General features: G+C 69.0%; 28 protein-coding genes and 1 tRNA gene. 20 read left to right on the plus strand and 9 right to left on the minus strand.

Features of this window, described 5'->3' with window-relative positions; all coding sequences use genetic code 11:
• Positions 1-64 precede the first annotated feature (64 nt).
• The 4 genes from AC1Q87_RS01660 to AC1Q87_RS01675 all read left to right on the plus strand — a co-directional run bounded on the left by AC1Q87_RS01660 (position 65) and on the right by AC1Q87_RS01675 (position 4,166).
• Positions 65-1,480 carry a Do family serine endopeptidase gene (locus tag AC1Q87_RS01660; RefSeq protein WP_492607275.1) on the plus strand — a complete coding sequence of 472 codons (1,416 nt, stop codon included), beginning with the start codon at positions 65-67 and terminating at the stop codon, positions 1,478-1,480.
• Between the two features lie 67 nt (positions 1,481-1,547).
• A complete protein-coding gene (locus tag AC1Q87_RS01665; protein WP_492607276.1) occupies positions 1,548-2,849 on the plus strand; it encodes a replication-associated recombination protein A in 1,302 nt (433 codons plus the stop codon).
• Positions 2,846-3,622 (plus strand): RluA family pseudouridine synthase, encoded by a 777-nt coding sequence (locus AC1Q87_RS01670; protein ID WP_492607277.1) that lies wholly within the window; start codon positions 2,846-2,848, stop codon positions 3,620-3,622. The genes AC1Q87_RS01665 and AC1Q87_RS01670 overlap by 4 nt, the downstream gene beginning before the upstream one ends.
• 49 nt (positions 3,623-3,671) lie before the next feature.
• Positions 3,672-4,166 carry a CC0125/CC1285 family lipoprotein gene (locus AC1Q87_RS01675; RefSeq protein WP_492607278.1) on the plus strand — a complete coding sequence of 165 codons (495 nt, stop codon included), beginning with the start codon at positions 3,672-3,674 and terminating at the stop codon, positions 4,164-4,166.
• On the opposite strand, the gene AC1Q87_RS01680 is transcribed toward AC1Q87_RS01675, so the two are convergent.
• Positions 4,163-4,936 carry a hypothetical protein gene (locus AC1Q87_RS01680; RefSeq protein WP_492607279.1) on the minus strand — a complete coding sequence of 258 codons (774 nt, stop codon included), beginning with the start codon at positions 4,934-4,936 and terminating at the stop codon, positions 4,163-4,165. The two genes, AC1Q87_RS01675 and AC1Q87_RS01680, sit on opposite strands and share 4 nt — an antisense overlap.
• 111 nt (positions 4,937-5,047) lie before the next feature.
• Here AC1Q87_RS01680 and crcB point away from each other — a divergent pair, with 111 nt between their 5' ends.
• Positions 5,048-5,431, plus strand: a complete 384-nt coding sequence (crcB, locus tag AC1Q87_RS01685; RefSeq protein WP_492607280.1) for a fluoride efflux transporter CrcB — start codon at positions 5,048-5,050, stop codon at positions 5,429-5,431.
• Entirely contained in the window at positions 5,428-6,414 is a 987-nt protein-coding gene (locus tag AC1Q87_RS01690; RefSeq protein ID WP_492607281.1) for an RluA family pseudouridine synthase, read from the plus strand. Before crcB ends, AC1Q87_RS01690 begins: the two co-directional genes overlap by 4 nt.
• On the opposite strand, the gene AC1Q87_RS01695 is transcribed toward AC1Q87_RS01690, so the two are convergent.
• On the minus strand, positions 6,411-7,499 hold the full coding sequence (locus tag AC1Q87_RS01695) for a winged helix DNA-binding domain-containing protein (RefSeq protein WP_492607282.1): 1,089 nt from the start codon (positions 7,497-7,499) through the stop codon (positions 6,411-6,413). The genes AC1Q87_RS01690 and AC1Q87_RS01695 overlap by 4 nt on opposite strands.
• An 80-nt stretch (positions 7,500-7,579) precedes the next feature.
• On the opposite strand from AC1Q87_RS01695, the gene AC1Q87_RS01700 reads away from it, so the two are divergent.
• From AC1Q87_RS01700 to AC1Q87_RS01715, 4 genes are all read left to right on the plus strand, one after another.
• Entirely contained in the window at positions 7,580-8,305 is a 726-nt protein-coding gene (locus tag AC1Q87_RS01700) for an ATP12 family chaperone protein (protein WP_492607283.1), read from the plus strand.
• 70 nt (positions 8,306-8,375) lie between these two features.
• Complete coding sequence (locus AC1Q87_RS01705) at positions 8,376-9,908, plus strand: acyl-CoA carboxylase subunit beta (protein ID WP_492607284.1); 1,533 nt, start codon at positions 8,376-8,378, stop codon at positions 9,906-9,908.
• A 90-nt stretch (positions 9,909-9,998) separates the two neighbouring features.
• The gene (locus AC1Q87_RS01710; protein ID WP_492607285.1) at positions 9,999-10,835 is read left to right on the plus strand and encodes a BON domain-containing protein; all 837 of its coding nucleotides are present in this window, start codon (positions 9,999-10,001) and stop codon (positions 10,833-10,835) included.
• Positions 10,836-10,877: 42 nt separating this feature from the next.
• Positions 10,878-11,693, plus strand: a complete 816-nt coding sequence (locus AC1Q87_RS01715; protein ID WP_492607286.1) for an aminoglycoside phosphotransferase family protein — start codon at positions 10,878-10,880, stop codon at positions 11,691-11,693.
• On the opposite strand, the gene AC1Q87_RS01720 is transcribed toward AC1Q87_RS01715, so the two are convergent.
• The 3 genes from AC1Q87_RS01720 to msrB all read right to left on the minus strand — a co-directional run bounded on the left by AC1Q87_RS01720 (position 11,690) and on the right by msrB (position 13,812).
• A complete protein-coding gene (locus AC1Q87_RS01720) occupies positions 11,690-12,661 on the minus strand; it encodes an SDR family NAD(P)-dependent oxidoreductase (RefSeq protein WP_492607287.1) in 972 nt (323 codons plus the stop codon). The two genes, AC1Q87_RS01715 and AC1Q87_RS01720, sit on opposite strands and share 4 nt — an antisense overlap.
• 66 nt (positions 12,662-12,727) lie before the next feature.
• Positions 12,728-13,318 (minus strand): hypothetical protein, encoded by a 591-nt coding sequence (locus AC1Q87_RS01725; protein WP_492607288.1) that lies wholly within the window; start codon positions 13,316-13,318, stop codon positions 12,728-12,730.
• Complete coding sequence (gene msrB / locus AC1Q87_RS01730; protein WP_492607289.1) at positions 13,318-13,812, minus strand: peptide-methionine (R)-S-oxide reductase MsrB; 495 nt, start codon at positions 13,810-13,812, stop codon at positions 13,318-13,320. Before msrB ends, AC1Q87_RS01725 begins: the two co-directional genes overlap by 1 nt.
• Before the next feature lie 56 nt (positions 13,813-13,868).
• Between msrB and AC1Q87_RS01735 the strand changes: the two genes are divergently transcribed.
• Both AC1Q87_RS01735 and AC1Q87_RS01740 read left to right on the plus strand, forming a co-directional pair.
• Positions 13,869-14,189: a heavy metal-binding domain-containing protein gene (locus tag AC1Q87_RS01735; protein WP_492607290.1), complete on the plus strand. Its 321-nt coding sequence runs from the start codon at positions 13,869-13,871 to the stop codon at positions 14,187-14,189.
• A 17-nt stretch (positions 14,190-14,206) separates the two neighbouring features.
• Positions 14,207-14,611, plus strand: a complete 405-nt coding sequence (locus AC1Q87_RS01740) for a DUF805 domain-containing protein (RefSeq protein WP_492607291.1) — start codon at positions 14,207-14,209, stop codon at positions 14,609-14,611.
• On the opposite strand, the gene lipB is transcribed toward AC1Q87_RS01740, so the two are convergent.
• Positions 14,608-15,333 carry a lipoyl(octanoyl) transferase LipB gene (lipB, locus tag AC1Q87_RS01745; RefSeq protein ID WP_492607292.1) on the minus strand — a complete coding sequence of 242 codons (726 nt, stop codon included), beginning with the start codon at positions 15,331-15,333 and terminating at the stop codon, positions 14,608-14,610. The two genes, AC1Q87_RS01740 and lipB, sit on opposite strands and share 4 nt — an antisense overlap.
• Positions 15,334-15,383: 50 nt before the next feature.
• On the opposite strand from lipB, the gene AC1Q87_RS01750 reads away from it, so the two are divergent.
• The 5 genes from AC1Q87_RS01750 to AC1Q87_RS01770 all read left to right on the plus strand — a co-directional run bounded on the left by AC1Q87_RS01750 (position 15,384) and on the right by AC1Q87_RS01770 (position 19,084).
• Positions 15,384-15,665 carry a FliM/FliN family flagellar motor switch protein gene (locus AC1Q87_RS01750; RefSeq protein WP_183770511.1) on the plus strand — a complete coding sequence of 94 codons (282 nt, stop codon included), beginning with the start codon at positions 15,384-15,386 and terminating at the stop codon, positions 15,663-15,665.
• 48 nt (positions 15,666-15,713) lie between these two features.
• Positions 15,714-15,798: transfer RNA gene (locus AC1Q87_RS01755), tRNA-Leu, on the plus strand.
• A gap of 61 nt (positions 15,799-15,859) precedes the next feature.
• Positions 15,860-17,290 (plus strand): magnesium transporter, encoded by a 1,431-nt coding sequence (mgtE, locus tag AC1Q87_RS01760; RefSeq protein WP_492607293.1) that lies wholly within the window; start codon positions 15,860-15,862, stop codon positions 17,288-17,290.
• A gap of 67 nt (positions 17,291-17,357) precedes the next feature.
• Complete coding sequence (locus AC1Q87_RS01765; RefSeq protein WP_492607294.1) at positions 17,358-18,623, plus strand: lysozyme; 1,266 nt, start codon at positions 17,358-17,360, stop codon at positions 18,621-18,623.
• Between the two features lie 47 nt (positions 18,624-18,670).
• On the plus strand, positions 18,671-19,084 hold the full coding sequence (locus AC1Q87_RS01770; RefSeq protein ID WP_492607295.1) for a DUF3574 domain-containing protein: 414 nt from the start codon (positions 18,671-18,673) through the stop codon (positions 19,082-19,084).
• Here AC1Q87_RS01770 and AC1Q87_RS01775 read toward each other — a convergent pair.
• Positions 19,081-19,887, minus strand: coding sequence for an MmyB family transcriptional regulator (locus AC1Q87_RS01775; RefSeq protein WP_492607296.1), 807 nt, complete (start codon positions 19,885-19,887; stop codon positions 19,081-19,083). The two genes, AC1Q87_RS01770 and AC1Q87_RS01775, sit on opposite strands and share 4 nt — an antisense overlap.
• Before the next feature lie 286 nt (positions 19,888-20,173).
• Positions 20,174-21,952, minus strand: a complete 1,779-nt coding sequence (locus AC1Q87_RS01780; RefSeq protein WP_492607297.1) for a patatin-like phospholipase family protein — start codon at positions 21,950-21,952, stop codon at positions 20,174-20,176.
• 96 nt (positions 21,953-22,048) lie between these two features.
• Between AC1Q87_RS01780 and AC1Q87_RS01785 the strand changes: the two genes are divergently transcribed.
• Both AC1Q87_RS01785 and AC1Q87_RS01790 read left to right on the plus strand, forming a co-directional pair.
• A complete protein-coding gene (locus AC1Q87_RS01785; protein WP_492607298.1) occupies positions 22,049-22,885 on the plus strand; it encodes an enoyl-CoA hydratase-related protein in 837 nt (278 codons plus the stop codon).
• Positions 22,886-22,890: 5 nt separating this feature from the next.
• On the plus strand, positions 22,891-23,289 hold the full coding sequence (locus AC1Q87_RS01790) for a DUF1489 domain-containing protein (protein WP_492607299.1): 399 nt from the start codon (positions 22,891-22,893) through the stop codon (positions 23,287-23,289).
• Positions 23,290-23,299: 10 nt separating this feature from the next.
• Here the strand turns inward: AC1Q87_RS01790 and panC are convergent, their stop codons facing one another.
• Positions 23,300-24,151, minus strand: coding sequence for a pantoate--beta-alanine ligase (gene panC / locus AC1Q87_RS01795; protein ID WP_492607300.1), 852 nt, complete (start codon positions 24,149-24,151; stop codon positions 23,300-23,302).
• Between the two features lie 169 nt (positions 24,152-24,320).
• Here panC and AC1Q87_RS01800 point away from each other — a divergent pair, with 169 nt between their 5' ends.
• Entirely contained in the window at positions 24,321-25,145 is an 825-nt protein-coding gene (locus AC1Q87_RS01800; protein WP_492607301.1) for a division plane positioning ATPase MipZ, read from the plus strand.
• Positions 25,146-25,151: the final 6 nt, after the last annotated feature.

The following is a 25,151-nucleotide window of genomic DNA, read 5'->3' on the forward strand; positions in this document are numbered from 1 at the left end:
GTTCGCCATCATTGCGCCCGAAAACTCCGGAGAGTGCGGGCCTGAGACGATGCCTGGAGACTCTATGCGCGCCTTTCGCGTCCTGATTCCCGCCCTGGCCCTGCTGGCCGCCTGTTCCGACCCTGCAGCCAAATCCAACGCCCAGATCCCGCCGCTGACTCAGCCGACGCGGGCCGCGCCGGGCGACGCCCTGACCATGAAGTCGTCCTTCGCGCCCGTCGTGAAGCGGGCGGCGCCGGCCGTGGTCAACATCTCGTCCAAGCGCCTGGTGCGACAGCGGGCCGACCCGTTCTGGGAGATGTTCGGCATGGGCGCTCCGCGTGAGCGGATCCAGGGCTCGCTGGGCTCGGGCGTCATCGTCCGCGCCGACGGCATCGTGGTGACCAACAACCACGTGGTCGAGGGCGGGCAGGAGATCACCGTCGCCCTGGCCGACCGCCGAGAGTACACCGCCCGCGTGCTGCTGGCCGACCCGCGCACCGACCTGGCGGTCCTGAAGATCGACGTTGGAAGCGAGCGCTTGCCGACCCTGGCGATCGACGATTCCGGCGAGGCTCAGGTCGGCGACCTGGTGCTGGCTATCGGCGACCCCTTCGGCGTCGGCCAGACGGTGACCAACGGGATCATCTCGGCCCTGAACCGCACCGCCGATCCGAACGGCGATGCGTCCAACGCCTACATCCAGACCGACGCGGCGATCAATCCGGGCAACTCCGGCGGCGCCCTGGTCGACATGGACGGCGACCTGATCGGGGTGAACAGTTTCATCCTTTCGCGCTCGGGGACGTCGTCGGGCGTCGGCTTCGCGGTGCCGGCGGCGATCGTCCGGCGGGTGGTCGAAACCGCCGCGGGCGGCGGCCAGGCGGTCGTGCGTCCCTGGCTCGGCGCCCGCACCCAGACGGTGACCGCCGAACTGGCCCGCAGCATGGGCATGAGCGTGCCGCAGGGCGCGCTGGTGGCGGACATCTGGCCGAACGGTCCGGCCGCGCGCGCCGGCCTGCGCCAGGGCGACGTCATCGTCTCGGTCGACGGCCGCCCGGCGGTTGATGCGGCCGCGGTGTCCTACGCCATCTCCTCGCGGCGTCCGGGCGACAGCATCAAGCTGGGCGTGCGTCGCGGCAGCGGCGAACAGACCCTGACCCTGCGCGCCGAGGCGCCGCCGGCGACCCCGGCCAAGGACGAGCAGGTGATTTCCGGGCGCAATCCGTTCGACGGGGCGACGGTCGTGAACCTCTCGCCGGCAGTGGCCGACGAGCTGGGCATCGATCCTTTCGCCGGACGAGGCGTGCTGGTGACCAACATCAGCCGCGGCTTTGCGATGAATGCGGGTCTGCGCCCGGGCGATCTGGTGCGCAAGGTCAACGGCCGCGACATCGGCAGCGTCCGCGAACTGACCGGCGTGCTCGGCGGCGGCGGCGGCCAATGGCAGGTGACCATCGAGCGTAACGGCCAGGAGATCACCGCCAACTTCCGGACCTGACGGCTTCGAGGGCGGCGCTGGACGCGCCGCTCTCGCTCCGATCCGCGAAGGGCGGTAGAAGGCGCCTATGGCCGATCTCTTCGAAGCAGCCGGGCTGACGCCGCACGCGCCGTCGCCGCTCGCCGACCGCCTGCGTCCGCAGCGGCTGGGCGAGGTGGTGGGGCAGGACCATCTGTTGGGTCCTGAGGGGCCGATCGGCCGGATGGCCGAGGCCAAGCGCCTGTCGTCGATGATCCTCTGGGGTCCGCCCGGCACCGGCAAGACGACCATCGCCCGGCTGCTGGCCAAGGAGGCCGGCTACGAGTTCCAGCAGATCTCGGCCGTCTTCTCCGGCGTCGCGGATCTGAAGAAGGCGTTCGAGCAGGCGCGGATGCGGCGCGCCGCCGGCCAGTCGACCCTGCTGTTCGTCGATGAGATCCATCGCTTCAACCGCGCCCAGCAGGACGGCTTTCTGCCCTTCGTCGAGGAGGGCATCGTCACCTTGGTGGGAGCCACCACCGAAAACCCGTCGTTCGAGCTCAACGGGGCGCTCCTCTCACGCTCGCAGGTTTACGTCCTAAAGCGGCTCGACGACGAGGCGCTGGAGTCGCTGCTGACCAAGGCCGAGGCCCACGAGCAAAAGGCTTTGCCGCTCGAGCCCGAGGCGCGTCAGGCCCTGGTCGCCATGGCCGACGGCGATGGCCGTTACCTGCTGACCCTGGCGGAGACGCTGTTCAACATCGGATCGGCGAAACCCTTGTCGATCAAGGACCTGAGCCAGATCCTTCAGAAGCGCAGCCCCGCCTACGACAAGGACCGGGAAGAGCACTACAACCTGATCTCGGCGCTGCATAAGTCGGTGCGCGGCTCCGATCCGGATGCGGCGCTCTACTGGCTGGCGCGGATGCTGGGCGGCGGCGAGGATCCGCTGTTCATCGCCCGGCGGCTGATCCGCATGGCGGTCGAGGATATCGGCGAGGCCGATCCCATGGCGCTGGTCCTGGCCAACGCCGCCAAGGACACTTACGACTTCCTCGGCAGTCCGGAAGGCGAGCTGGCCCTGGCGCAGGTGGTCGTGCACCTGGCCGCGGCGCCCAAGTCCAACGCCGTCTACGTGGCCTTCAAGGCCGCCCAGCGCGCGGCGCGCGAAACCGGCTCGCTGATGCCGCCGGCGCACATCCGCAACGCCCCGACCAAGCTGATGAAGGATCTCGGCTACGGCAAAGGCTATGCCTACGACCATGACGTCGAGGGCGGCTTCTCGGGGCAGAACTACTTCCCGGACGGCATGGATCGGCAGAACTTCTACCAGCCCAAGGACGTCGGCGTGGAGGCGCGCATCAAGGAGCGCCTGGAGCGTTGGGCCGAGCAGCGGAACCGCCGGTCGTGAAGCCGCGCACGCCGCCAAAGGTTAAAGCCCAGCCCAAGCCCGTCGCCCTGACCCCCGAAGAGATCGCCCTGGTCCGCAGCCTGGTGATCTACGAGGACGCCGACATCATGGCGCTGAACAAGCCCTCGGGCCTGTCCAGCCAGGGCGGGCGCGGGCAGGTCAACACCCTGGACGAACTGCTCTGGGCCTTCGCCAAGCCGGGCAAGGCGCGGCCGCGCCTGATCCACCGGCTCGACCGCGACACCTCGGGCGTGATCCTCACCGCCAAAACCAAGCCGGCGGCGAGCTTCCTCGGCAAGCACATGATGGGACGGCGCTTCGCCAAGACCTACTGGGCGATCGTCACCCCCAGCGCGCCTGAGCCGGCCGGCGGCGTGATCGAGGCCGCCCTGCGCCGCGAGGAGGCTGGACGCGAGGCCTATATGCGCGTTTGCCCGCCGGACCATCCCGAGGCGGAGACGGCGCTGACCCGCTATCGGACCCTGGCCAAGGCGCAGGGAGCGGCGCTGGTCGAGGCGAACCCGCAGACCGGACGCATGCACCAGATCCGCGTCCATCTGGCTTCGATCGGGCGGCCGATCGCCGGCGACGCGCGTTATGGCGGGGCGCTGATGGCCGGCGGGCGTCCGGTGCCGCGGCTGATGCTGCATGCAGCGGCGCTGAGCTTTCCGCATCCCGCCGGCGGCACGAAGACGATCACCGCCGAGACGCCGGCCGACATGCAGTCGCTGATCGAGGCCCTGGGCCTGGCCGGGAACGCCGCCGAGGCTTGACCGTTAGGCAGGAAGCCGTGCTAACGGCGACTTGGGTGAGGTCACCGCCATGCGACGCCTGACGACCATTCTCGCGCTCTGCGCCGCGCTGGGCGCCTGCGCCACCGCGCCTACGGTCTACGGGCCGGCGAGAAACGCCGGGGCCGTCGGCTTCTCCGACATGAAGATCGAACCTGGCCGCTATCGCGTGACGTTCCGCGGCGGGGCGGGCGCGCCGATCAACCAGGTGTCCGATTACGCCCTGTTGCGGGCCGCAGAACTGACCCTGGCCGACGGCTACGAGTGGTTCCGGGTCGTCGACCGCTACGTGGCCCAAAGCGGTTTCGATAGCGGGCCGCGCGTGTCGGTGGGCGCAGGCGGCGGCAGCGGCGGCTATCGGAGCAGCGTCGGCGTCGGGGTGGGCACGAGCTTCAATCTCGGCGGCGGACCGGCCCTGACGCAGACGATCGAGATCATCATGGGACGCGGCCAGCAACCGCCGTCCGCGACGGGGCAGGTCTATGATGCGGCCGACGTCCAAAGCACCATCCGCGGCCGAATCTAGGCGCGGGCGGCGGTCGCGTCCTGGGCGCGCGTCGCCACGTGGGTGAAGCCCGCGACTTCGGCCACATCGGAAAACCCGTCCGCCGGCAAGCCCTGGGCGATCAGCAGCGGCGCGAGACCTTGGACCTGATCGCCGACCTCCAGCAGGGCGGCGGCCACGTCGCTGTCGGAGCCGACGATGTCGCCGGCGTCGAGCACCAAGGCCTGGAGCCGTACGTCCTTGAATGGCGCGGCCGCATCGCGGCCGGCCTGCAGGCGGCCGAAAACGCCTTTGCACATCGCGCCGAGCAGGCTGGCGACTTCGTTCAGCCGTCCGGGCGGCGTACCGCGTCCGATTTCGGTGATCTCGACGATGATCCGGGCCTTGAGCGTCTCGGTCGACCCATGGGTGGCCTGGACCAGGCCCGCCCGCCCGCGGCGGCCCGCCAGCGTTCGGAACGATTGTGGGATGATCAGCGGCAGCTTGGCCTCGGTCTCCGACGGGCGCAGCTGGCTGGCGAAGTCTAGCGTCGCGCGGTCGATGGCCTCGACATCGCTGTCGCTCAGGCGGCTATAGGCCCAGGTCGGGATGATCACCCCGGTCTTCACATGGCGCACGACCGGCCGGATACGCAACGCTGCGGTTGCGGCGTGGCGCAGACTGACGAGTTCCTCGATCGAATAGTCGAGCGCCAGGATCCGGCGCTCGCTGGTGGCGAAGGTCCAGGGCGGCAGGCCCTCGGAAGGTCCGACCGTCACCGCCACTCCGCTCTCGCCCGCCACGCCCGTCATCCAGAAAAGCCAATCGCGCTGGGACCATGCCGGGGCGGACTTAACCGGCCGTGACGGGGCGAGATTAACCGACCGTTTGCGCGGCGGGTGCGGCGCGTCGCATAAGGGCGCATGGAAAAGGTATTACTTGTGGCCGCCGGAGGCGCGGTGGGCGCTGCGGCGCGCTACGCCCTCGGCGTCCAGGCGCTGCGCCTGTGGGGCACGGCTTGGCCGCTTGGGACGTTCATCGCCAACGTTTCGGGCGGGCTGTTGATGGGCGTGCTGGCGGGGTATCTCGCCCATCGCGGCGGCGCCGACCAAGAGCGGCTGCGGGTGCTGCTGGGCGTCGGCGTGCTCGGCGGGTTTACGACCTTTTCGGCGTTCTCGCTGGAGACGGCGCTGATGGTCCAGCGGCGCGCCTATGGCCAGGCTTTCGCCTATACGAGCGCCTCGGTGCTGCTGTCGGTGTCGGCGCTGTTCCTGGGACTGTTGCTGGCGCGGAGGGTGTTCGCATGAGGGAAGTCCGCAACATCGCCGTCGATCCCGGCGAGGACGGCGTGCGCCTGGACCGCTGGTTCCGCCGCCGCTGGCCGCATGTTTCGCAGATCCAGATCCAGAAACTTGCCCGTTCAGGGCAGATCCGCGTCGACGGCGCGCGCGCCAAGCCCGACCAGCGCCTGGCCGCCGGCGAGATGATCCGCGTGCCGCCGCTGCCCGACGCGCCGAAGCCTGGAGACAAGCCTGGCCTCGATCCGCGCGACATCGCCTATGCCAAGTCGCTGGTGCTCTATGAGGACGAGGAGGTCCTGGTGCTCAACAAGCCCGCCGGGTTGGCGGTGCAGGGCGGCACCAAGACCACCAAACACGTCGATCGGCTGCTGAGCGCCTGGGGCGAGGGGCTTGATCGCCCGCGCCTGGTCCACCGGCTGGACCGCGACACCTCGGGCGTGCTGGTGCTCGGCAAGACGCCGGGCGCCGCGGCCAAGCTGTCGGGCGCCTTTGCGCGCCGCCGCGCCGAGAAGACCTATTGGGCCCTGGTGCTCGGCAATCCCAAGCCCTCGGAGGGGGTGATGGAGCTGCACCTGGTCAAGAAGGGCGTCGGCGACCGCGAGATGGTCGTGCCGGCAGATCCGAAGGATCCCAACGCCGACCCGGCGGAGACGGAGTTCGTCACCGTCAGCCGCGCCGCGCACCGCGTGGCCTGGATGGCGCTGCGACCGCACACCGGGCGGACGCACCAACTGCGGGCGCACATGCTCGCCATGGGCCATCCGATCCTGGGGGATCCCAAGTACAAGACCGACGCGTCGGCCGAGCTCTCCGGGAGTCTGAAGCTGCAGCTGCACGCGCGGCGCCTGACCCTGCCGCACCCGTCGCGCGGTACGCTCATCCTGGAGGCGCCGATCAGCAAGGAGCTGAAGGAAGGCTTCAAGCGCTTCGGCTTCGACGAGCACGAGGCCAACCCCGAGCCCTTCAAGGTTCGCAAGCGCCGGCACTAGGTCTCGAAGACGACGTCCGGCTTGGCGTCGGGCGCCAGGAAGGCGGCGGCCGACAAGGCCTCGGTCTCGATGGCTTTGCGGTCCCTAGCGGCGACCTTGCCGAACAGCCGGACGGCGACAGCGACCGACTTCTTCTTGGCCTCGATCCGCCAAGTTCCGGCGACGATCCCGTCGACCAGGACCATGGCCGGGATCAGCCCGTTCTTGCTGGCCATCAGCGGGGCGTGCTCAGGGCGGATGATCCCGGTGCGGTCGGCGCGGCAGAGCACCGCGCCGTCGAAGTCGGCCAACAGCCGGACCGGGGCAGGGGTGTCGCCGGACGGGCGCGCGGCGTCCCGCAGGTCGTAGAGCCTGCGGCCGCGCTCGTCCTTGAAGGTCACGAGCTCGTCGCCCAGCGCCTCGAACGTTGCGGCCGCCGCCTTCAGGCCCGACCAGGCCGAGAAGTCCGCCGGCAGGGACGGGCCGTGGGCGGCCAGATACCGGCGCGCCAGGGCCTGCGGCTGGGCCGCCTCGTGCTCGTCGCGACCGAGCCAGGTCCTGACCAGGGTGAATTCCCCGCCGGGCTCGTGGCCGAACTGGGCGTCCGACGCGGCCTGCACCAGCGGCAGGAACATCCGGGTGGCGTAGGCCAAAGGCCGCACGGGATCGAAGCCCTGGGCTTGCAGCACCTGGCGCACGCTCTCAAAATCCTTGGGCCCTGGCGCAAAGTGCTCGCGGCCGATCGCCAGCACGGCGTCCAGCACCTCAGGCGTCGGCTTCACGCCCCAGGGCAGGGTGACGTCGCGCGGCGGCATGATCGTGGTTCGGAAGGCCAGCACGTCGTCGGCGCTGGCCAAGTGCAGCGTACCGCGCATCAGCGTCGAGCGGACCACCCGCCGGGCGTGGATAGCGTCCAGCAGGTCCTGCCGCCGAAAGTCCTTGAGCCGCGCCCAGAGGCCGACGAACGGCGCGCGCGGCAGCTGCGCCTGCATGGCGAACAGCCGCTCCAGCGCCGTGACCGGGTCGAGCGCCTGGCGTTCCAGCAGCAGCTGTCGGTCCAGCAGGATGCGGTTGAGGTCGCGCGGGCTCAGGACGGTGTCGCTCATGGCGCGAGGATCGCCGACCCGCCCCAGCTTGCGCAATCGCCGCGAGGGCGTCATTGCACCCGTGAGCTAAGGAGATGCGCGTGCAGAAGGGCTTCATAGAGCCGGGCGAAAAGCCCAAGCGGTTCTACAAGGACGTCACGGTGGTCGCCGAGGACGGCGCCTTTTCGGTCAAGCTCGACGGCCGCAATGTCCGCTCCCCGAAGGGCGGCAAGCTGTCTGTGCCGACGCAGGCCCTGGCTGAGATGGTCGCGGCCGAATGGGACGCGCAGGGCAAGCACATCGAGATCGCCTCGATGCACATCACGCGACTGGCTTTCACCGCGACCGAAGCTGTTCCGCAGGCCCGCGACGCCACCGCCAGCCAGATCGCCCAGTACGCCGCGTCGGACCTGATCTGCTATTTCTCCGAGACCGGCAACAGCCTCTATGACCGCCAGGTGGCCGGTTGGGAACCGGTGCTGCGCCGGGCCGAGCAGGACCTGACCCTGGTCTTCAAGCGCGCCACCGGGATCGTTCACACCGAACAGCCCGAAGAGACCCTGGCCAAGGTCAAGGCGTTGGCTCTCGAACTCGACGATTTCGCCCTGACCGGCGTGGCGTTCGGCACGCCGCTGTTCGGCTCGGCGGTGCTGGCCCTGTCGCTGCAGCGCGGTTGGCTGACCGGCGAGGAGGCCTGGACGCTGTCGCGCATCGACGAGGCCTACCAGGAAGAAAAATGGGGCGTGGACGAGGAGGCGGCAGAGCGGACGGCGCGCCTGCTGGAGGAAGCGCGCATGCTCGAGAGCTGGTTCAAGGCTCTGGCATAGAGCCCCCTGCGCGGTTGCCAGCGCCGGATCGTCCGACTACGCCTTGAAGCCTGGCGTGGGAGGCCGATGCGTGAAGCACATCCTTGAAGAGCTTGAGAAGCGCCGCGGGGAGGCGCGTCTGGGCGGGGGCGAGCGCCGGATCGCCAGCCAGCACGGCAAGGGCAAGCTGACGGCGCGCGAGCGGCTGGACCTGCTGCTGGACGAAGGCTCGTTCGAGGAGTTCGACATGTTCGTCGAGCACCGGGCGACCGACTTCGGGATGGCCGACAACCGGGTGCCGGGCGACGGGGTGGTGACCGGCTGGGGCCGCATCAACGGCCGGCTGGTGTTCGTGTTCTCCAAGGACTTCACGGTGTTCGGCGGCTCGCTGTCGAACGCCCACGCCCAGAAGATCGTCAAGGTGCAGGAGCAGGCGCTGAAGGTCGGGGCTCCGATCATCGGGCTGTTCGACGCCGGCGGCGCGCGCATCCAGGAGGGCGTCGACGGCCTGGCCGGCTACGCCGACATCTTCCTGCAGAACACCCTGGCCTCAGGGGTGATCCCGCAGATCAGCGTGATCATGGGCCCCTGCGCCGGCGGCGACGTCTATTCGCCGGCGATCACCGACTTCATCTTCATGGTGAAGGACACCTCGTACATGTACGTGACCGGCCCGGACGTGGTGAAGACCGTCACCCACGAGGAGGTCACCCACGAGGAGCTCGGCGGCTACCGGGTGCACGCGCTGAAGTCCGGGGTCGCCGACGGCGCGTTCGAGAACGACCTGGAGGCGCTGACCCAGGTGCGCCGGCTGGTCGACTTCCTGCCGCTCTCCAACCGCGAGAAGCCGCCGGTGCGCGAGAGCTTCGACCGCACGGACCGGCTCGAGCCCTCGCTCGACAGCCTGGTGCCGGCCAACCCCAACAAGCCCTACGACATGAAGGAGCTGATCCTCAAAGTCGTCGACGAGGCCGACTTCTTCGAGATCAGCCCCGACTTCGCCAAGAACATCATCTGCGGTTTCGGCCGCATCGACGGGGCCAGCGTCGGCGTCGTCGCCAACCAGCCGCAGGTGCTGGCCGGGGTGCTGGACATCGATAGCTCCAGGAAGGCCGCGCGCTTCGTGCGCTTCTGCGACGCCTTCGAGATCCCGCTGGTCACCCTGGTCGACGTGCCCGGCTTCATGCCCGGCACCAAACAAGAGCAGGGCGGGCTGATCCGCCATGGGGCCAAGCTGCTGTTCGCCTACGCCGAGGCCACGGTGCCCAAGGTCACCCTGATCACCCGCAAGGCCTATGGCGGGGCCTATGACGTGATGAGCTCCAAGCACATCCGCGGCGACGTCAACTACGCCTGGCCCTCGGCCGAGATCGCGGTGATGGGCTCCAAGGGCGCGGTCGAGATCATCTTCCGCTCCGAGATCGGCGACCCCGAGGCCATCGCCGCCCGCGAGGCCGAGTACAAGCAGCGCTTCGCCAATCCGTTCGTCGCCGCTTCCCGCGGCTACATCGACGATGTCATCATGCCTCACTCCACCCGGCGGCGCATCGCCAACGCCTTGAAGAACCTCCAGGGAAAGCAACTCGCCAATCCCTGGAAGAAACACGACAACATCCCGCTGTAGGGCCAAGCTTGGCGTGAAATCGGGCCGGAACCGGCCCCGCGATCCCTCGTTGTCGCTCCCATGACGCAACGACAACCAGGGAGAACGACCATGTCCGATCGATGGATGGACGAGCGCGAAGAACTGGAACGGATGGACCGCGAGCGCGGCTATGGGCGCTATCGCCGCCATGAGCGGGATGGCGACCAGCGCTACGACCGTGGGCTCTACGGAGACCGCAGTTTTCAGCCGCGCGGCCGCGATCATGTCTTCGGCGAGCGCGAGAGCGGCGTGGACTACACCAGCCCGCGCGGCTCCGGCGACTACGCCTACGAGGCCCGGATGGCGCGGCGGGCGCGGCGGGCCTATGCCGACTATGATCGCCGCCCCGACTATCGCGATGACGAACGGGCGATCACGCGCGGCGGCGCCTACGCCTACGGACCGCCGCGCCACCGCGACGACCGCTACGGCGACGAGCGCTGGCGGGAGGAACGCGCCTACCGCGTCGCCTATGGCGACCGCCACCCCGACCACATTGGACACTACGAGGATGAGCCCGAACGGCGCAGCTTCTGGGAGCGCGCCGGCGACCGCGTGGCCTCGTGGCTCGGCGAGGGCGAACATCGCGGGCAAGGTCCCAGCGGCTACAAGCGCACCGACACGCGGATCAGCGAAGAGGCTCATGAGCGGCTGACCGACGATCCGTGGCTCGACGCCAGCGCGATCACCGTGACGGTCGAAGGCGGCGAGGTGACCTTGTCGGGGCAGGTGCTCGAACGCGAGGCCAAGCACCGTGCCGAGCGCCTAGTCGAGGACATGGCCGGCGTGACCCACGTGCAGAACAACCTGCGGGTCCGGCGCAACGACCCGATCACCGGTCCCGGAACCGGCTTCGGCGACGCCGCCAACGCCGAGCAGATCCGCGCCGCGGGCCGAAAGAACTAGCGGCGCCCTGGTCCCGTCGCAGCCGCGCCCTACATTGACGGCGTGACGGGGCCATCATTTCAAACCTGGCTCGACCGTTGGGACCTCGTTCCCGACGGCGAGGCCTTCACCACCGCGTACACCGGAAGCTGGCTGCTGCCGGTGCGACAGGGCGATCGCGCCGCGATCCTCAAGCTCGCCTATGTGCCCGAGGAGATCGCCGGCGGCGCGCTGATGCAGTGGTGGGACGGTCGGGGCGCAGCCGAAGTCCTGGCCCGCGAAGGCGAGGCGTTGCTGCTGGAGCGCGCCGAAGGGCGCCAGTCGTTGATCCGCATGTCGCGCGGGGACGAGGACGACGCCGCCACCGAGATCATCTGCGACGCCGTCCAGGTGCTGCACGCGCCGCGGGGGACCCCGCCGCCCGACACCCTGGTTCCGCTCGACGTCTGGTTCGCGGCCCTGGGCCCTGGCGCGGCCCGCCATGGCGGCGTGCTGGTCAGGGCGCACGAGACCGCCCAGTCGCTGCTGGCGCAGCCGCGCGACGTCGTGGCGCTGCACGGCGACGTGCACCACGGCAACATCCTGGATTTCGAGCAGAAGGGCTGGCTGGCGATCGACCCGAAGGGCGTGCTGGGCGAGCGCGGCTACGACTACGCCAACCCGTTCTGCAATCCGGACACGGCGACGGCGCTGATCCCTGGCCGGCTTGATCGCTACCTGGCCATTGTCTGCGAAAAGACCGGGCAGGACCCACGCCGGCTGCTGATGTGGATCCTGGCCTATAGCGGGCTGTCGGCGGCCTGGATCCTCGACGACGGGGATTCCGCGCGGTTCGACAGTTCGATCGCCGAGCTGGCGGCCGCTCGGCTGTATGGCTAGCCGCCGATCCGCCAGCCGACTTCGCGGGCGAAGTCGGTGAAGAATTCCGGTTCGTAGGCGCGTTCCGGGTCCTTGCGCACCCATTGGTCCAGGGCGTGCGCGTCGTCGCCGACCAGGATCCGCCAGCGCTCGTCGCGCACGCCGTCGAGGATGACCTTTGCGGCGGCGGCGGCTGTCATCGGCGCGTCTTCCAGGAAGCTGCGCGCCATCTCGGCCGACATGGCCCGGATCGCGTCGTCGGGGACCGTGCTGGCGTCGATGCCCGAGGCGGCCATGCGCGCCCGCGCCAGGGTCAGGTCTTCGGGGGTCAGTTCGTCGGTATCCACGCCGGCCTGGACCTTGCGCGAATTGGCGACGATCGAGGTGCCGATGTGGCCCGGCATCACCACGGAGCACTTGATGTGCGGGGCGTTGATCCGCAGGTCGGTGACCAGCGCCTCGGTGAAGCCCTTCACCGCGAACTTCGCGGCGGCGTAGGCGGTGTGCGAGGTGTTCGGCCCGATGGTCGCCCAGAAGCCGTTGACGCTGGAGGTGTTGACGATGTGGCCTTCGTCGGCGGCCATCAGCATCGGCAGGAAGGTGCGGACCCCCAGATAGACCCCGCCCCAGCAGACGTCGAAGGTCTTCTCCCAGGATGCGCGGCTGTCGGCGATCATGCTTCCGCCGCCGGCGATGCCGGCGTTGTTGAACAGCAGGTGGATGCGGTCGGTCTGCTGCTGCTCGGCCAGTTCGTCCCGGAACGCGATCAGCGCCGCTTCCAGCGAGACGTCGGCGATGTGGGTGGTGACCTTGGTGCCCTGCGGTTTGCCGTCCGCCTCGATGAGCCGGACGGTCTCGGCCATGGCCTTGGCCGAGACGTCGCACATGGCGACGTTGCAGCCCTCGGCGGCGAGCTGGCGGGCGAGTTCGCGGCCCATGCCCGTTCCGCCGCCGGTGATCACGGCGGTCTTACCTGCGAAATCCTTCACGGCGTCGCCTCCCTGGCGTTGTTTTGGAGAGAGCCTAGCGCGCTTTCCGCCCGGTCCGCCAAGCCGTCAGACTTCGACGTAGTAGAGCCGCAGGATGTAGGAGACCTGGTAGATCAGGTTGGCGATCACAAAGCCGGCGTGGAAGCGGCGGTTGGTGGTGATCATCGCCACTCCGCAGAGGACGACATAGGCCAGGCAGCGGATCGGATATTCCCAGCCCAGGTGCGCCAGATAGTCGTGGCCCTTGATCGCGGTGTCGACGATGTCGGCGACGTAGGTCAGGGCCAGCAGGCCGAAGAACCACTTGCGCCGCGAGATGAAGAAGTCCTCGAAGCCGGCGTACTCGGCGAGGTCGTCGGGAAACAGCAGGCAGGCCAGGAAGTAGTAGAGGCTCGCATAGGCCAGCACGAAGGCGTAGAGCGCGAAGGTCCAGGAGACGTCCGAGAGCCGGAACTCCCACCACCAGAAATGCGCGGCCGACAGCAGGATCGAGACCGCCCACGCCAAGTGGATCGGGTACAGCTTGCGCCGTCCCGGATGCTGGACCATGGCCGAGAAGCCGGCCAGGGAGCGGGTGATCGACATGCCCACGACGAGGCCGATGATCACCCTGACATGCAGATAGAAGTCGGCGCCGGCGTGAGCGGCGCCGGACATCAGGCCTTCGCGCCGGCGAGGGCGGCGTTGTCGCCGCGATGCAGCGGGTCACGCAGCGGCTCGCCGGTGGCGGTGAACTCGAGCGAGACCGAGTTGATGCAGTAGCGCAGCCGGGTCGGCGGCGGCCCGTCCGGGAAGACGTGGCCCTGGTGGCTGTCGCAGCGGGCGCAGCGGGTCTCGATGCGGATCATGCCGTAGCTGACGTCGCGCACGGCGATCACGTGGGCCTCGTCGTACGGGGCGAAGAAGCTGGGCCAGCCGGTGCCGCTCTCGAACTTGGTTTTGGCCTGGAACAGCGGCAGCGCGCAGAGGCGGCAGCAGTAGACGCCGTCCTCCTTGTTATCGAGCAGGCCGCCGCAGAACGGGGCCTCGGTGCCGTGATGCAGCAGGACGTCGGCCTCTTCGCGCGAAAGCCCGGCCTCGAGCTTGGCGCGCTCGTCGGCGGTCGGCGGGGTGAGGTCGAAACCGGAAGGGGAGGCGGCTGGCGTGCTCATGGAGGTCAATCTAAGGTCGGCGAGCCATTCGCGAAAGTGCGTCGCCAGGAGCCGCCATGATCACCAGCACCACGCCCTATGTCGCCGAGCGCGAAATCGCCCGCACCGTCGGAGTGGTCAGCGGCGAGGCGATCATCGGGGCGCACATCTTCCGCGACCTGTTCGCGGGCATCACCAACATCATCGGCGGTCGCGCCGGGGGCTATGAGAAGGCCCTGCGCGAGGCCCGCGACATCGCCATCCGCGAGATGTGCGACGAGGCGGCCAAGCTGGGCGCCGATGCGGTGGTCGGCGTCGACCTGGACTATGAGGCGCTGGGCGCCGACAACGGCATGCTGATGGTCACCGCCGCCGGCACGGCCGTCAAACTCCGCTAGAGCGGATCGGAGGGGGCATGAACGGCCAGACGGACTGGGGCGCGCTGCTGCTCTCGGCGCAGGGGCGGATCGCGCGTGCGCCGTTCCTGATCGCGGCGGCGACCTTGCTCGGCCTTGCGGCGGTCTACGAGGCGGTGGTGGGCGTCACCCTTCACTGGCTGACCGGCTGGTTCGTCTATCCGGCGCTGATCTATGCCGGGGCCTGCGTGCTGTCGAAGCGCCTGCACGACCGCGGCAAGTCGGGCTGGTGGGCGGCGCTGATTCTGTTCGCGCTGGTCGCGGTGTGGCCGCAGCCGGTCGGCTTCTTCGACTTCCTGTTCGGCGTGGCCCTGGTCTGGGCGGCGGTCGAACTGGGCGTCATGGGCAGCGAGATGGGCGCCAACCGCTTCGGGCTCAATCCGCTGCGCCCGCTCGGCGTCTAGAGCGGGGCGGCCGCTTCTTCGACCTCGCCGAACACCAGCCGGAAGCTGGCGCGCAGCGCCTCGTCCGCCTCGTCCATGGTCACCGGCAGACCCAGATCCACCAGGCTGGTGACACCATGCTCGGTCTGGCCGCACGGGACGATGCCCGAAAAGTGCCCGAGGTCGGGTTCGACGTTCAGCGACACGCCATGGAACGACACCCATCGGCGCAGCTTGACGCCGATGGCGGCGATCTTGTCCTCGCGGGTCGGGGCGCCCGGCGCCTTGCGCTCCACCCAGACACCGACGCGGCCGTCGCGAATCTCGCCCTCGACGTTGAACCGGGCCAGGGCGCCGATCACCCAGGCCTCGAGGCTGGCGACGAAGGCGCGCACGTCGCGCCGGCGCTTGGTCAGGTCGAGCATCACATAGGCCACCCGCTGGCCGGGACCATGATAGGTGAACTGCCCGCCGCGCCCGCTGGCGAAGACGGGGAATCGATTCGGCTCCAGGAGGTCGTCGCCCCTGGCCGAAACTCCGGCGGTGTAGAGCGGCGGATGCTCCAGCAGCCAGATGAGTTCGCCAGCCGTTCCGTCGGCGATGGCCGCGGCGCGCGCCTCCATGGCCGCGACGGCCTCAGGGTAGAGGACCGGCGCGTGCGACACCGCCCATTGCGCGGGCAGGCCGTCGTCACGGCCGAAGATCGGCGCGTCGGGCGAGAGGTTTAACGAGCGGTCAAGCATGTTGGACCCAATGTGGTGACGGGGCCGGGCGCGTCAAAGCCCGTCCCGCGATGTGTCTAGTATTTCAAAGGCTTTGCGTCTTGGGTCAGGTCAACGAGGTCAACGTCGAAATATCGGTCCTGCTGGGCCGATCGACCCTGCCGATGCAGCAGCTTCTGCGCATGGGCCGCGGCGCCGTGATTCCGCTGGACGCCGGCGTGAACGAGGAAGTCTGGATCCTGGCGAACAACCATCCCGTCGCTCGCGGGGAGATTCAGATCAACGAAGATCGCATCTCGATCGCCGTCACACGTGCGGCAGATGTGTATGACTTCATGGCAGGCGGTCAGTAGGGCTTCACAAAGCTGCGGGGGTTTGCTACCTGCCGCGCCTCACCACGAGCGGTCGTGGCGGAATTGGTAGACGCGCAGCGTTGAGGTCGCTGTGGGGCAACCCGTGGAAGTTCGAGTCTTCTCGACCGCACCAGTGAATCAGGGTCTTCAACAGCGATTGAGCACATCTTCGTCCGACGTCTAGGGAGGTCAGCATGAGCCGCGAAACGGCCGACCTGTCCGAAGCTGGCGACAAGATTGCTCCTGAGCTCGAAGAAGACCTTGAAGACCTCGCTCTAGGCGAGGACTACGCGCTAAATCCCGCATTTGTGGCCATGGTGGTGGACGCCGCCGATCGCGGCGACGCCGAGCGCCTGCGCGAACTGCTGGGGGCGCTGCATCCGGCCGACGTCGCCGACCTGATGGGATTTCTGTCGGCCGAATATCGCGACGACGTTCTGGCCCACCTGGCGCCCGAGGCGCTGGCCGAAATCCTCTCCGAGCTCGACACCGAGATTCGCGAGGAGGTGCTTGAGACCGTGTCGCCCGCGACTCTCGCCAAGGTGCTGGAGGAGCTCGATTCGGACGACGCGGCCGACGTCGTCGACGACCTGGAGGACGACAAGCGGGTCCAGGTGCTCGCGGCGATGCCGGAGACCGAGCGGACCGCCATCGAGACCTCGCTGGCCTACGAAGACGAGACCGCCGGCCGCATCATGCAGCGCGAGGTCGTCGCCGCGCCGCAGTTCTGGACCGTCGGCCAGACCATCGACCACTTCCGCAAGGAAGCCGACGACCTGCCCGAGCTGTTCTTCGACGTCTATGTCGTGGACCCGAGCTACAAGCCGGTCGGCGCCGCGCCGGTCAGCCACCTGCTGCGCGCGCCGCGCAGCACGCCGCTGGCCCAGCTGATGGAGCCGGTGACGGAAATCCCGGTCGGGATGGACCAGGAAGAGGTCGCCTACATCTTCGACAAGTACCACCTGATCTCGGCCCCGGTGGTGGAGCCGGGCGGGCGGTTGGTCGGCCAGATCACCGTCGACGACATCGTCGGCGTCATCCAGGAAGAGAGCGAGGAAGACATCCTCGCCCTGGCCGGGGTGTCTGACGCCGGCCGGAACGCCGACGTGCTGGACATCATCCGGGCGCGCCTGCCTTGGCTGGCGCTCAACACCGTGACCGCGGCCTTGGCGGCCAGCGTCATCCGCGCCTTTGAGGGCGAGATCGCCAAGCTGGTCACGCTGGCCGTGCTGATGCCGATCGTGGCCTCGCTCGGCGGCAACGCCGGCACCCAGGCCCTGGCCGTCGCCGTGCGGGCGCTGGCCAGCAAGGAACTGTCCTCGGTGAACGCCTATCGGACTGTTTTCCGCGAGATGGCGGTGGGCCTGGCCAACGGCGCTGCGCTGGCGGCGGTGACCGGCGGGGTGATCTATTTCCTGTTCCGCGACCTGATGCTGAGCGTCACGTTTGGGCTCGCGCTTATCATAAACCTGTTCGTCGCCTCGCTGGCCGGGGTGCTGGCGCCGCTGGTGCTTGAGCGGATGGGCCGCGACCCGGCGGTTTCATCCTCAGTTTTCGTGACTTTCGCCACGGACTTCACAGGTTTCTTCGCCTTCCTCGGCCTCGCCGCAGTGATCCTGCTGTAACCGGCCTCTATCTTGCCGGCTAAGCCCTGGGCGCATGCGCCCATGTGTCAGGATGGGTCAATCGGCCATGAAACCGCGTAACCAGGTGTCGAGATCGGCGATCGAGCTGATCAAGCGCTTCGAAGGCTACCGCCGGAAATCCGCCCAGCTGCCCGACGGGCGCTGGACCATTGGTCATGGCCACACCCAGACCGCCCGCGAGGGCGCCGAAGTCTCGGAACAGGACGCCGAGGCGCTGCTGCTCTACGACCTGATCGCCGTTTCGCACTCGATCAACGAGTGGGTCTTCACGCCTCTCAACCAGAACCAGTTCGACGCCCTGACGGCGTTCGCCTTCAACATCGGCCTCGAGAACTTCCGACGCTCGTCGGTGCTGCGGCGGCTGAACGAGGGCAGCCTGATCCAAGCCGCGTGCGCGATGGAGCTTTGGCGCAAGGCCGAGTTCGAGGGCGAGACGATCGTCGTCGACGCCCTCGTTCGCCGCCGCTCGGCGGAGAAGACCCTGTTTCTGACGCCCATGAACGGCTGGGTTCCGGCCCCGTCGCCAATCGTGCGTCCCAATATCGACCTCGACGCCCTGGGCGTCGTGCCGCGCCAGGCGCCCACCGCGCTGAACACGCCGATGCACGGCGCCAAGGTCGTCGTCGAACGCGACGAGATCCAGCAGGAGCGGCCGGCCGCCGGCGTCCTGGAGGACGACCAGCAAAGCCCCGCCGCCGCGGCCGCCGCATCGGTGTCGTCGCGCCTGTCGAGCATCTTCAGCGAGCCGCTGTCGACCGGTCCGGTGGTCGAGCCGTCGCCGCGGCTGGTCATCGACGAGCCCGGACCCGTGACGGCCGCGTTCCCGCAGCCAGCGGCCGAGCCGGCGTTCGTGCTCACGCCGCCGGTGGAGGAAGAGTTCGCCGCGCCCGAGGCCTACGAGGCTCCGAAGCTGGAACTGGTCGCCGCCAACGAGTCCGAACCTGTCGCCGAACCGAGCCTGTTCGAGGAAGCGCCCGTTCAAAGCGCGCCCGAGGTCGAGGCCGTCCTCGAGCCGGCCGCTCTCGAGGTGGAGCCGCCCGCCGACGACGTCGTTTCCGCGGCTAAGCGCCCGGGGCTGGCGCCGGCGCTCGGGCTGGCCGGGGCGGGCGTGACGTTGTTCGGCGGCTGCCTGTTCTGGGCGCTGAACATGCCGCAGCCGCAGACCGTGAGTGCGGTGAACCCGGGAACGGTGGTCTGGCTGGCGGGCATCGGCGGCGTCGGGCTGATCGGGGTCGCGGTCTACATGATCCTCGACCGCCTCGGCCGTCCCGACATCGAGCACGTGGACGCCGTTCTCGAGCGCGACGAATAGCCACGGGGCCGTTCCGCCTTAGCCGCGACGCGTGCTAACCATGTCACATGAAGCGCGTCGTTACCGTTACGGCAGCCCTGAGCGTCCTGGCGCTCGGGGGCTGCGCCAGTCTGATGGGGCCTAGCTGCCCCGCCGGGCAGGAGCCGATGCGCACGGCTCAGCTCTTCTTCGGCCAGAACATCGGCGGCAAACCTGGCGTTTCCGAGGCGGATTTTCGGAAGTTCGTGGACGACGAACTGACGCCGCGGTTTCCGAGCGGCCTGACCGTGCTTGAGGGCGGCGGCCAGTGGAAGGGCGACGAGAACAAGCTCATCCGCGAGGCCTCCAAGGTGGTGGTTCTGGTCCTGCCCAACGGGATCGAGGCGAACCTGAAGCTCAACGCCGCGCGCAAGGCCTATAAGGCGCGGTTCCACCAGGAGTCGGTGCTGCTGGTCACGCAGCCCGCCTGCGTGGACTTCTAGGCCGGCAGGCTGTCGGCCAAGGCGCGCAGCGCCTGGCCGGTCTGCGCGTCGGCGGGAAAGAACGTCTCCAGCGTCAGTTCCGATACCGTCACGTCGACCGGCGTGCCGAAGACGGTGGTCGTCGAGAAGAACGACAGCAGGCCCACAGGCGTCTGCAGGCGGAAGGGGATGGCGACGCCGCCGAACTCGTCCGACGGCTTGCGCGGCGGCTGGCCGCCGGGGATCGGGTAGGCCTTCAGTTCGGTCAGCAGCTCTGCGAGCCCTGGATCGGCGGTCAGCTCGACCTCGCGGCGCAGGCGATCGAGCAGGTGGGCGCGCCACTCGTGAAGATTGGAGATCCGCGGCGCCAGGCCTTCCGGGTGCAGGGTCAGACGCAACACGTTCAAGGGGCCGGACAGCAGGTGCGGCGCGGCGCCCGCCATCATCGGCGCGATCATCCGGTTGGCGCTGACCAAATTCCAGCCGCGATCGACGACCAGGGCGGGGTAGGGCTCATGGCCGGCGAGGATGACCTCGACAGCCCGCCGCGCAGCGGCGAGGGCGGGGTCGTCCAATGAGCGTTGCGGGAACACCGGGGCGAAGCCGGCGGAGACCAGGATGGTGTTCCGCTCGCGCAACGGGATTTCCAGGTGCTCAGCCAGGCGCAGCACCATGTCCCGGCTGGGTTGGGCGCGGCCCGTTTCCAGGAAGCTGAGATGGCGTGTGGAGATCTCGGCGTCGAGGGCCAGGTCGAGCTGGCTGAGCCGGCGGCGCTGACGCCATTGACGAAGGTGGTCGCCCACCGCGGTTGCTGTCGCGATCATGGGCGAGAGATTAGCGGCGCCGAAGCGCGGGCTCCATGACCTGCCAGGTAATGACGCGCTGAAAGACAAAGAGCCGGCTCCCTTTCGAGAACCGGCCCTTCCATTGTCGGACCGCAGTGCGGCCCGCAACTCGGCGCTTACTTGGAGACCTCGTAAGCGGCGACCCGGGTCGCGGCTTCCACACTCGGATGAGGACAATGAGACACTGGGTCACCTCCTTTCAGCTGTTGAACAGGATCTTCAATATGGGACGGTTTTTCAGGTTCGCAAACCCCTTCGTCGCCGATCAAGCGAGCGTGACGGCCTGAACAACCCCATCTTCGTCGCGGCCGGCCCGACGGCGTAGCTCCGTCACCGGCCGCGACAGCTTGTCGAGGGCCTCGATCGTGGCGCGATAGCCGGCCTCGACGGCGGGTTCGAAGGCGGACCAATCGCGGATTTCCACGCCGGTCAGGTCGGGCGTGATCAGGACGTCCGTGGCCTCACGCGCCGCGGCCAGGTCGCGCCCGGTGGAGACCGTCGCAGCCCGCATCAGCAGCGAGACGATCGGCGGGCCCTTGCGCCACTGGCCCGAGCGGATCCAGCGCCACACCGATTCCGGTCGCGCCACGTCGTCGGCGGTGATCGAGCGCCCGCGGCTGACGTCGACGCCGACGATCGGGCCTAGCTGGGTCAGCCGCATGATGTCGGCGGGGAAGTTCTTCATCACCGCGCCGTCCACGAGCACATTGTTGTCCTCGGTGGTGGCCGGCGGCAGAACGCCAGGCAGCGATATCGTCGCGCGCAGCGCCTCGCGCAGCAGGCCGCTCTTGTGCAACTGATAGGCGCCGGTGGTGAGGTTGGACGACACGCAGAAGAACGGCAGCCAGAGGTCGGCGATCTGGATGTCGTCGAAGTGCTTGGCCAGGCGCTCGCGCACCTTCTCGCCGCGGGTCATGGCGAGCAGCGGCAGGGCGATGTCGTCGAGCGGACTGGTCGTGACGAAGGCGTCGCGGATGCGCTGCTCCATCTCCTCGCCATCCCAGCCGACCGCCAGGCCGGCCCCGACGATCGCCCCCATGGAGACGCCGCCGACGAAGTCGATCGGCACGCCGCGCTCGCGCAGGGCCTTGATCGCTCCGACGTGGGCGTAGGCGCGCGCGCCGCCGCCGGAAAGCACCAGGCCGACCGACTGCCCCGTCAGCAGCCGCGCGATCCGCCGCGCGTCGTCGGCGTTGTCGCGACGCACGTGGAACAGGCGGGCGGGCCGCAGTGCGTCAACCCAGGCCTGAGACCCCTTCGGCGCCTTGCAGCTCCTGGATTGAACCAGGATCAGGTCGACCAGGCCCTGGGCCTGCAGCGGCTCGCCATGGGCGAGGCCCTCGGGCGGCGGCGCCGAGTCGCCGCGAGCGACCCGGAATAGACGGTCGACCTGGCGACCGACCACTTGCTTCCAGCCGATGTCTTCGGCCTCGGCCGCGTAGAGCACGAAGTCGTAGTCGCGCTCGACCTCCGAGAACCATTCGGTGGGGGCGTGCTGGGCCTCGCTGCCGACGACGGTCACCGAGTAGCCGATCTGGCCGATCTCGCGGGCGATCCTGTCGAGCAGGGGGCGAACGGCGACCGGGCCGCCGGTGGCGACAAACCCGTAGACCGACGGCTCGCCGATCGAGGTCTTGCTCACCGCCTGGCGGCTGCGCAGAATCATCAGACGCGCCAGTTCGGTCATCACCGAGGCGTCGGTCTCGGCCGCCTCGAAGAACGCCTCGCGCGGGAGTGCGAAGATCTCGGAGTCACGCAGCGCGACGACCGTGCCGCTGTGCGGGGCGCCGGTGATCAGCGACATCTCGCCGGCCGGCTCGCCCGGTCGGATCACGCCCAGGAACTGCGGCTCGCCGTTCTCTTCCTTGCGGAAGGCGCCCAGGCGTCCGGCGCGCAGGAAGTAGAGATGGTCGGCGGGTTCGCCGGCCTGAAACAGCGTCGCGCCGCCCGGCAGGGAGAACCAGGTCGCCTCGCCGTGGCCGCGCTCTTCGTAGAAGAGACGGGCTAGCGACGATTCGCTGGGAATATCAGGCAAGCTGACCACGCCGGCAGCCTAGCTTGCGTCGCCCCGGGGGGCTATGGCTTGGCCTGATCCAAAGTTCCGGTCCAGCGTTGTTGAAGGATCCAGGAGACCGCAACCATGACCAATCCGATCGCCGACCCGCTGGTCGAAATCACCGACACCGACGCCGATTCCCGCCTCGTCGACATCGACGCGACCCTGGAGGGCGTGGCGACCGTGACGCTCAACCGGGCGATCCGCCGCAACGCCTTCAACGCCGAACTGATCGCGGCGCTGCACGAGGCGTTCGAGACCCTCCAGGGCGCCGAAGGCGTGCGGGTGGTGTTCCTGCGCGGCGCCGGTTCGACGTTCAGCGCCGGCGCGGACCTCGACTGGATGCGTGAGGCCGTCGACCGCACCGAAGCGGACAACCGCGACGACGCCATGCTGCTGGCGCGGATGCTCAAGAGCTTGTGGGACATTCCGGCCCTGACGGTGGCGCTGGTCGAGGGCGGGGCCTATGGCGGCGGCGCCGGCCTGGCGGCGGCGTGCGACATGGCGGTGGCCACCGCCGACGCGAAGTTCAGCTTCTCCGAAGTGCGGCTCGGCCTCATCGCGGCGACCATCAGCCCTTATGTCGTCCAGGCGGTCGGCCCGCGCGAGGCGCGCGCGTTGTTCGCCACCGGCAAGGTGTTCGACGCCGCCTACGCCGAGAAGGTCGGCCTGATCAGCGAGGTGGTCGCCGACGGCGCCCAGCTGACCGAAGCGCGCGACCGGATCGCCCAGGAGATGATGGCCTGCGGTCCTGAGGCGGTCGCCCAGTCCAAGAAGTTGGTCGAGGACGTGGCCTATCGTCCGGTCGAAGACGTAATGGAAGAGACGGCGCGGCGCATCGCCCGCGTGCGGGTCAGCGCCGAGGGGCAGGAGGGCGTGCGAGCCTTCCTTGAGAAGCGCAAACCCAACTGGCTGGCCTAGAAACCATGTCGCTGCACATGATCAAGCTGGTGGTGGGGTGCGACACCATCGAGGACCTGCTCGCCTGGCACGAGGCGGGACGGCCCTGGATCATGCATACCCGCCAGACCCCCAAGCGCGCGGCCGAATTGCTGGACGGCGGATCGCTCTATCGGGTGTTCAAGGGCGTGATCATGTGCCGCCAGACCATCCTGGCCGTCGACACGGTGGGCGAGGGCGTCACCGCGCGCTGCCAGGTGACCGTCGATCCGGAAATCATCCGCGTGACGCCGACCCCCCGGCGCGCCTTCCAGGGCTGGCGCTATCTCGACGCCAAGGACGCACCGCCAGACCTTGCCGGCGGCGTCGACGGCGACATTCCGCCCGAGCTGGCGCGGCAGTTGCGCGAAGCTGGAGCCTGGTAGCGGCGCGCCGCTAGACGGCCATGTTGTCGATCAGCCGGGTCTTGCCGATCACCGCGGCGGCCAGTACGCGGCCGGGAACCGTCAGCGGGCCTTGGCCCGGATGGCTGAGGTCGTCGGCATTGCGGACCTCGAAGTAGTCGATGCGCTGGAAGCCGGCGCGCTCGAGGGCGGCGAGACCCGTGGCCTCCACCCGCTCGACGCTCTCGCCGGCCTGCAGGCGGCGGACAGCGTCGGCGAGGGCGACGTTCATGCGGCCGGCGACCTCGCGCTCGGCGTCGCTGAGATAGGCGTTGCGCGAGGAGCGGGCGAGGCCGTCCTCGAGCCGTGAGGTCGGAGCCCCGACGATCTCGACCGGAATGTCCAGATCGCGGACCACGCGCTTGATGACCTGAAGCTGCTGGAAGTCCTTCTCGCCGAAGATCGCCACGTCGGGCCCACATTGGAGCAGCAGCTTGCTGACCACCGTGGCGACGCCGGCGAAGTGGCCGGGGCGGGCGGCGCCATCCAGCGGCTCGGTCACGCCCGTCACGTTGACGGTGGTGGAAAAGCCCTGCGGGTACATCTCGCCGACCGTCGGGGCGAACAGCAGGTCGCAGCCGGCGCCGGCCAGCAGTTCGGCGTCCCGCGCCTCGCCGCGCGGATAGGCGTCGAAGTCCTCGTTGGGGCCGAACTGGGTCGGGTTGACGAATACGCTGGCGACCACGCGGTCGGCCTTGGTCTTGCCCAGGGCGATCAGCGACAGGTGGCCCTCATGCAGCGCGCCCATCGTCGGGACCAGTGCGACCCGTTCGCCGGCGCGGCGCCAGGCCGCCACCTGGGCGCGGAGGTCGGCGACAGTGCGGACGATGGCGATCTGAGGCATGATGTACTCGCTAAGCAGGGTGTGGGGCTTATGGCGCGGTCGACTGGCGTCGTCCATTCCATCCACAGCCGTAGCGGCGCCTTACGTTGACGCCGCGTCGTGGTGAAGGTTCCTGTTAACCAATAGAATCGGTGCGATGTCGCCGAATCGGTTTTGGAGTTGAGAATCGATGTCACAAGCCAAGGTGATCGTCGTCGGGAACGAGAAGGGCGGGGCGGGCAAGTCCACCATCGCCATCCACGTCGCGACCGCCCTGCTGCATGCGGGAGCCAAGGTCGCGACCCTGGATCTCGACGTGCGCCAGCAGTCGATGGCGCACTTTTTCGCCCACCGCCGGGCCTGGCTGGAGGCCAACGGCGCGGAGGCCCCGATGCCGCTGGAGTTCCAGTTGCCGGCCGAACTGGCCAAGGCCGCCGACGCCGACGCGCTGGCTCAGTTCGAGGACGCGTTCGGTCGGGCGGCCGAGCAGGCGGATTTCGTGCTGATCGACACGCCCGGCAGCGACACGGCCATCGGCCGCGCCGCGCACGGACAGGCCGACCTGGTCGTCACGCCGATGAACGACAGCTTCGTCGACTTCGACATGCTGGGCGTGGTCGATCCGGTGACCCTGGAGCTCAAGCGCCCGAGCCTTTACTCGGAGACGGTCTGGAACAGCCGCAAGGTCCGGGCCGTGGCGACCGGCAAGTCGATCGACTGGGTGGTGCTGCGCAATCGCCTGGCGCCGACCGAGGCGCGCAACCGCAAGCGCCTGGACGAGCGGGTTCAGGCCCTGTCGCGTCGGGTCGGGTTCCGCGTCGGGCCGGGTCTGCGCGACCGGGTCATCTATCGTGAGCTGTTCCCGTTCGGCCTGACCATCGCCGACCTGTCGCCGACGATCCGTCCGGTGGCGATGTCGCTGCAGCACGTGGCCGCGCGCCAGGAGCTGCGGGCGCTGATGGGCTCGCTCGGTCTGTCGGGGCTGGACGGCGAAGAGCTGCTCGCGGCGCAATAGCCCGGT

This window comes from Phenylobacterium sp. GW823-FHT02A09 (genome assembly GCF_058797775.1).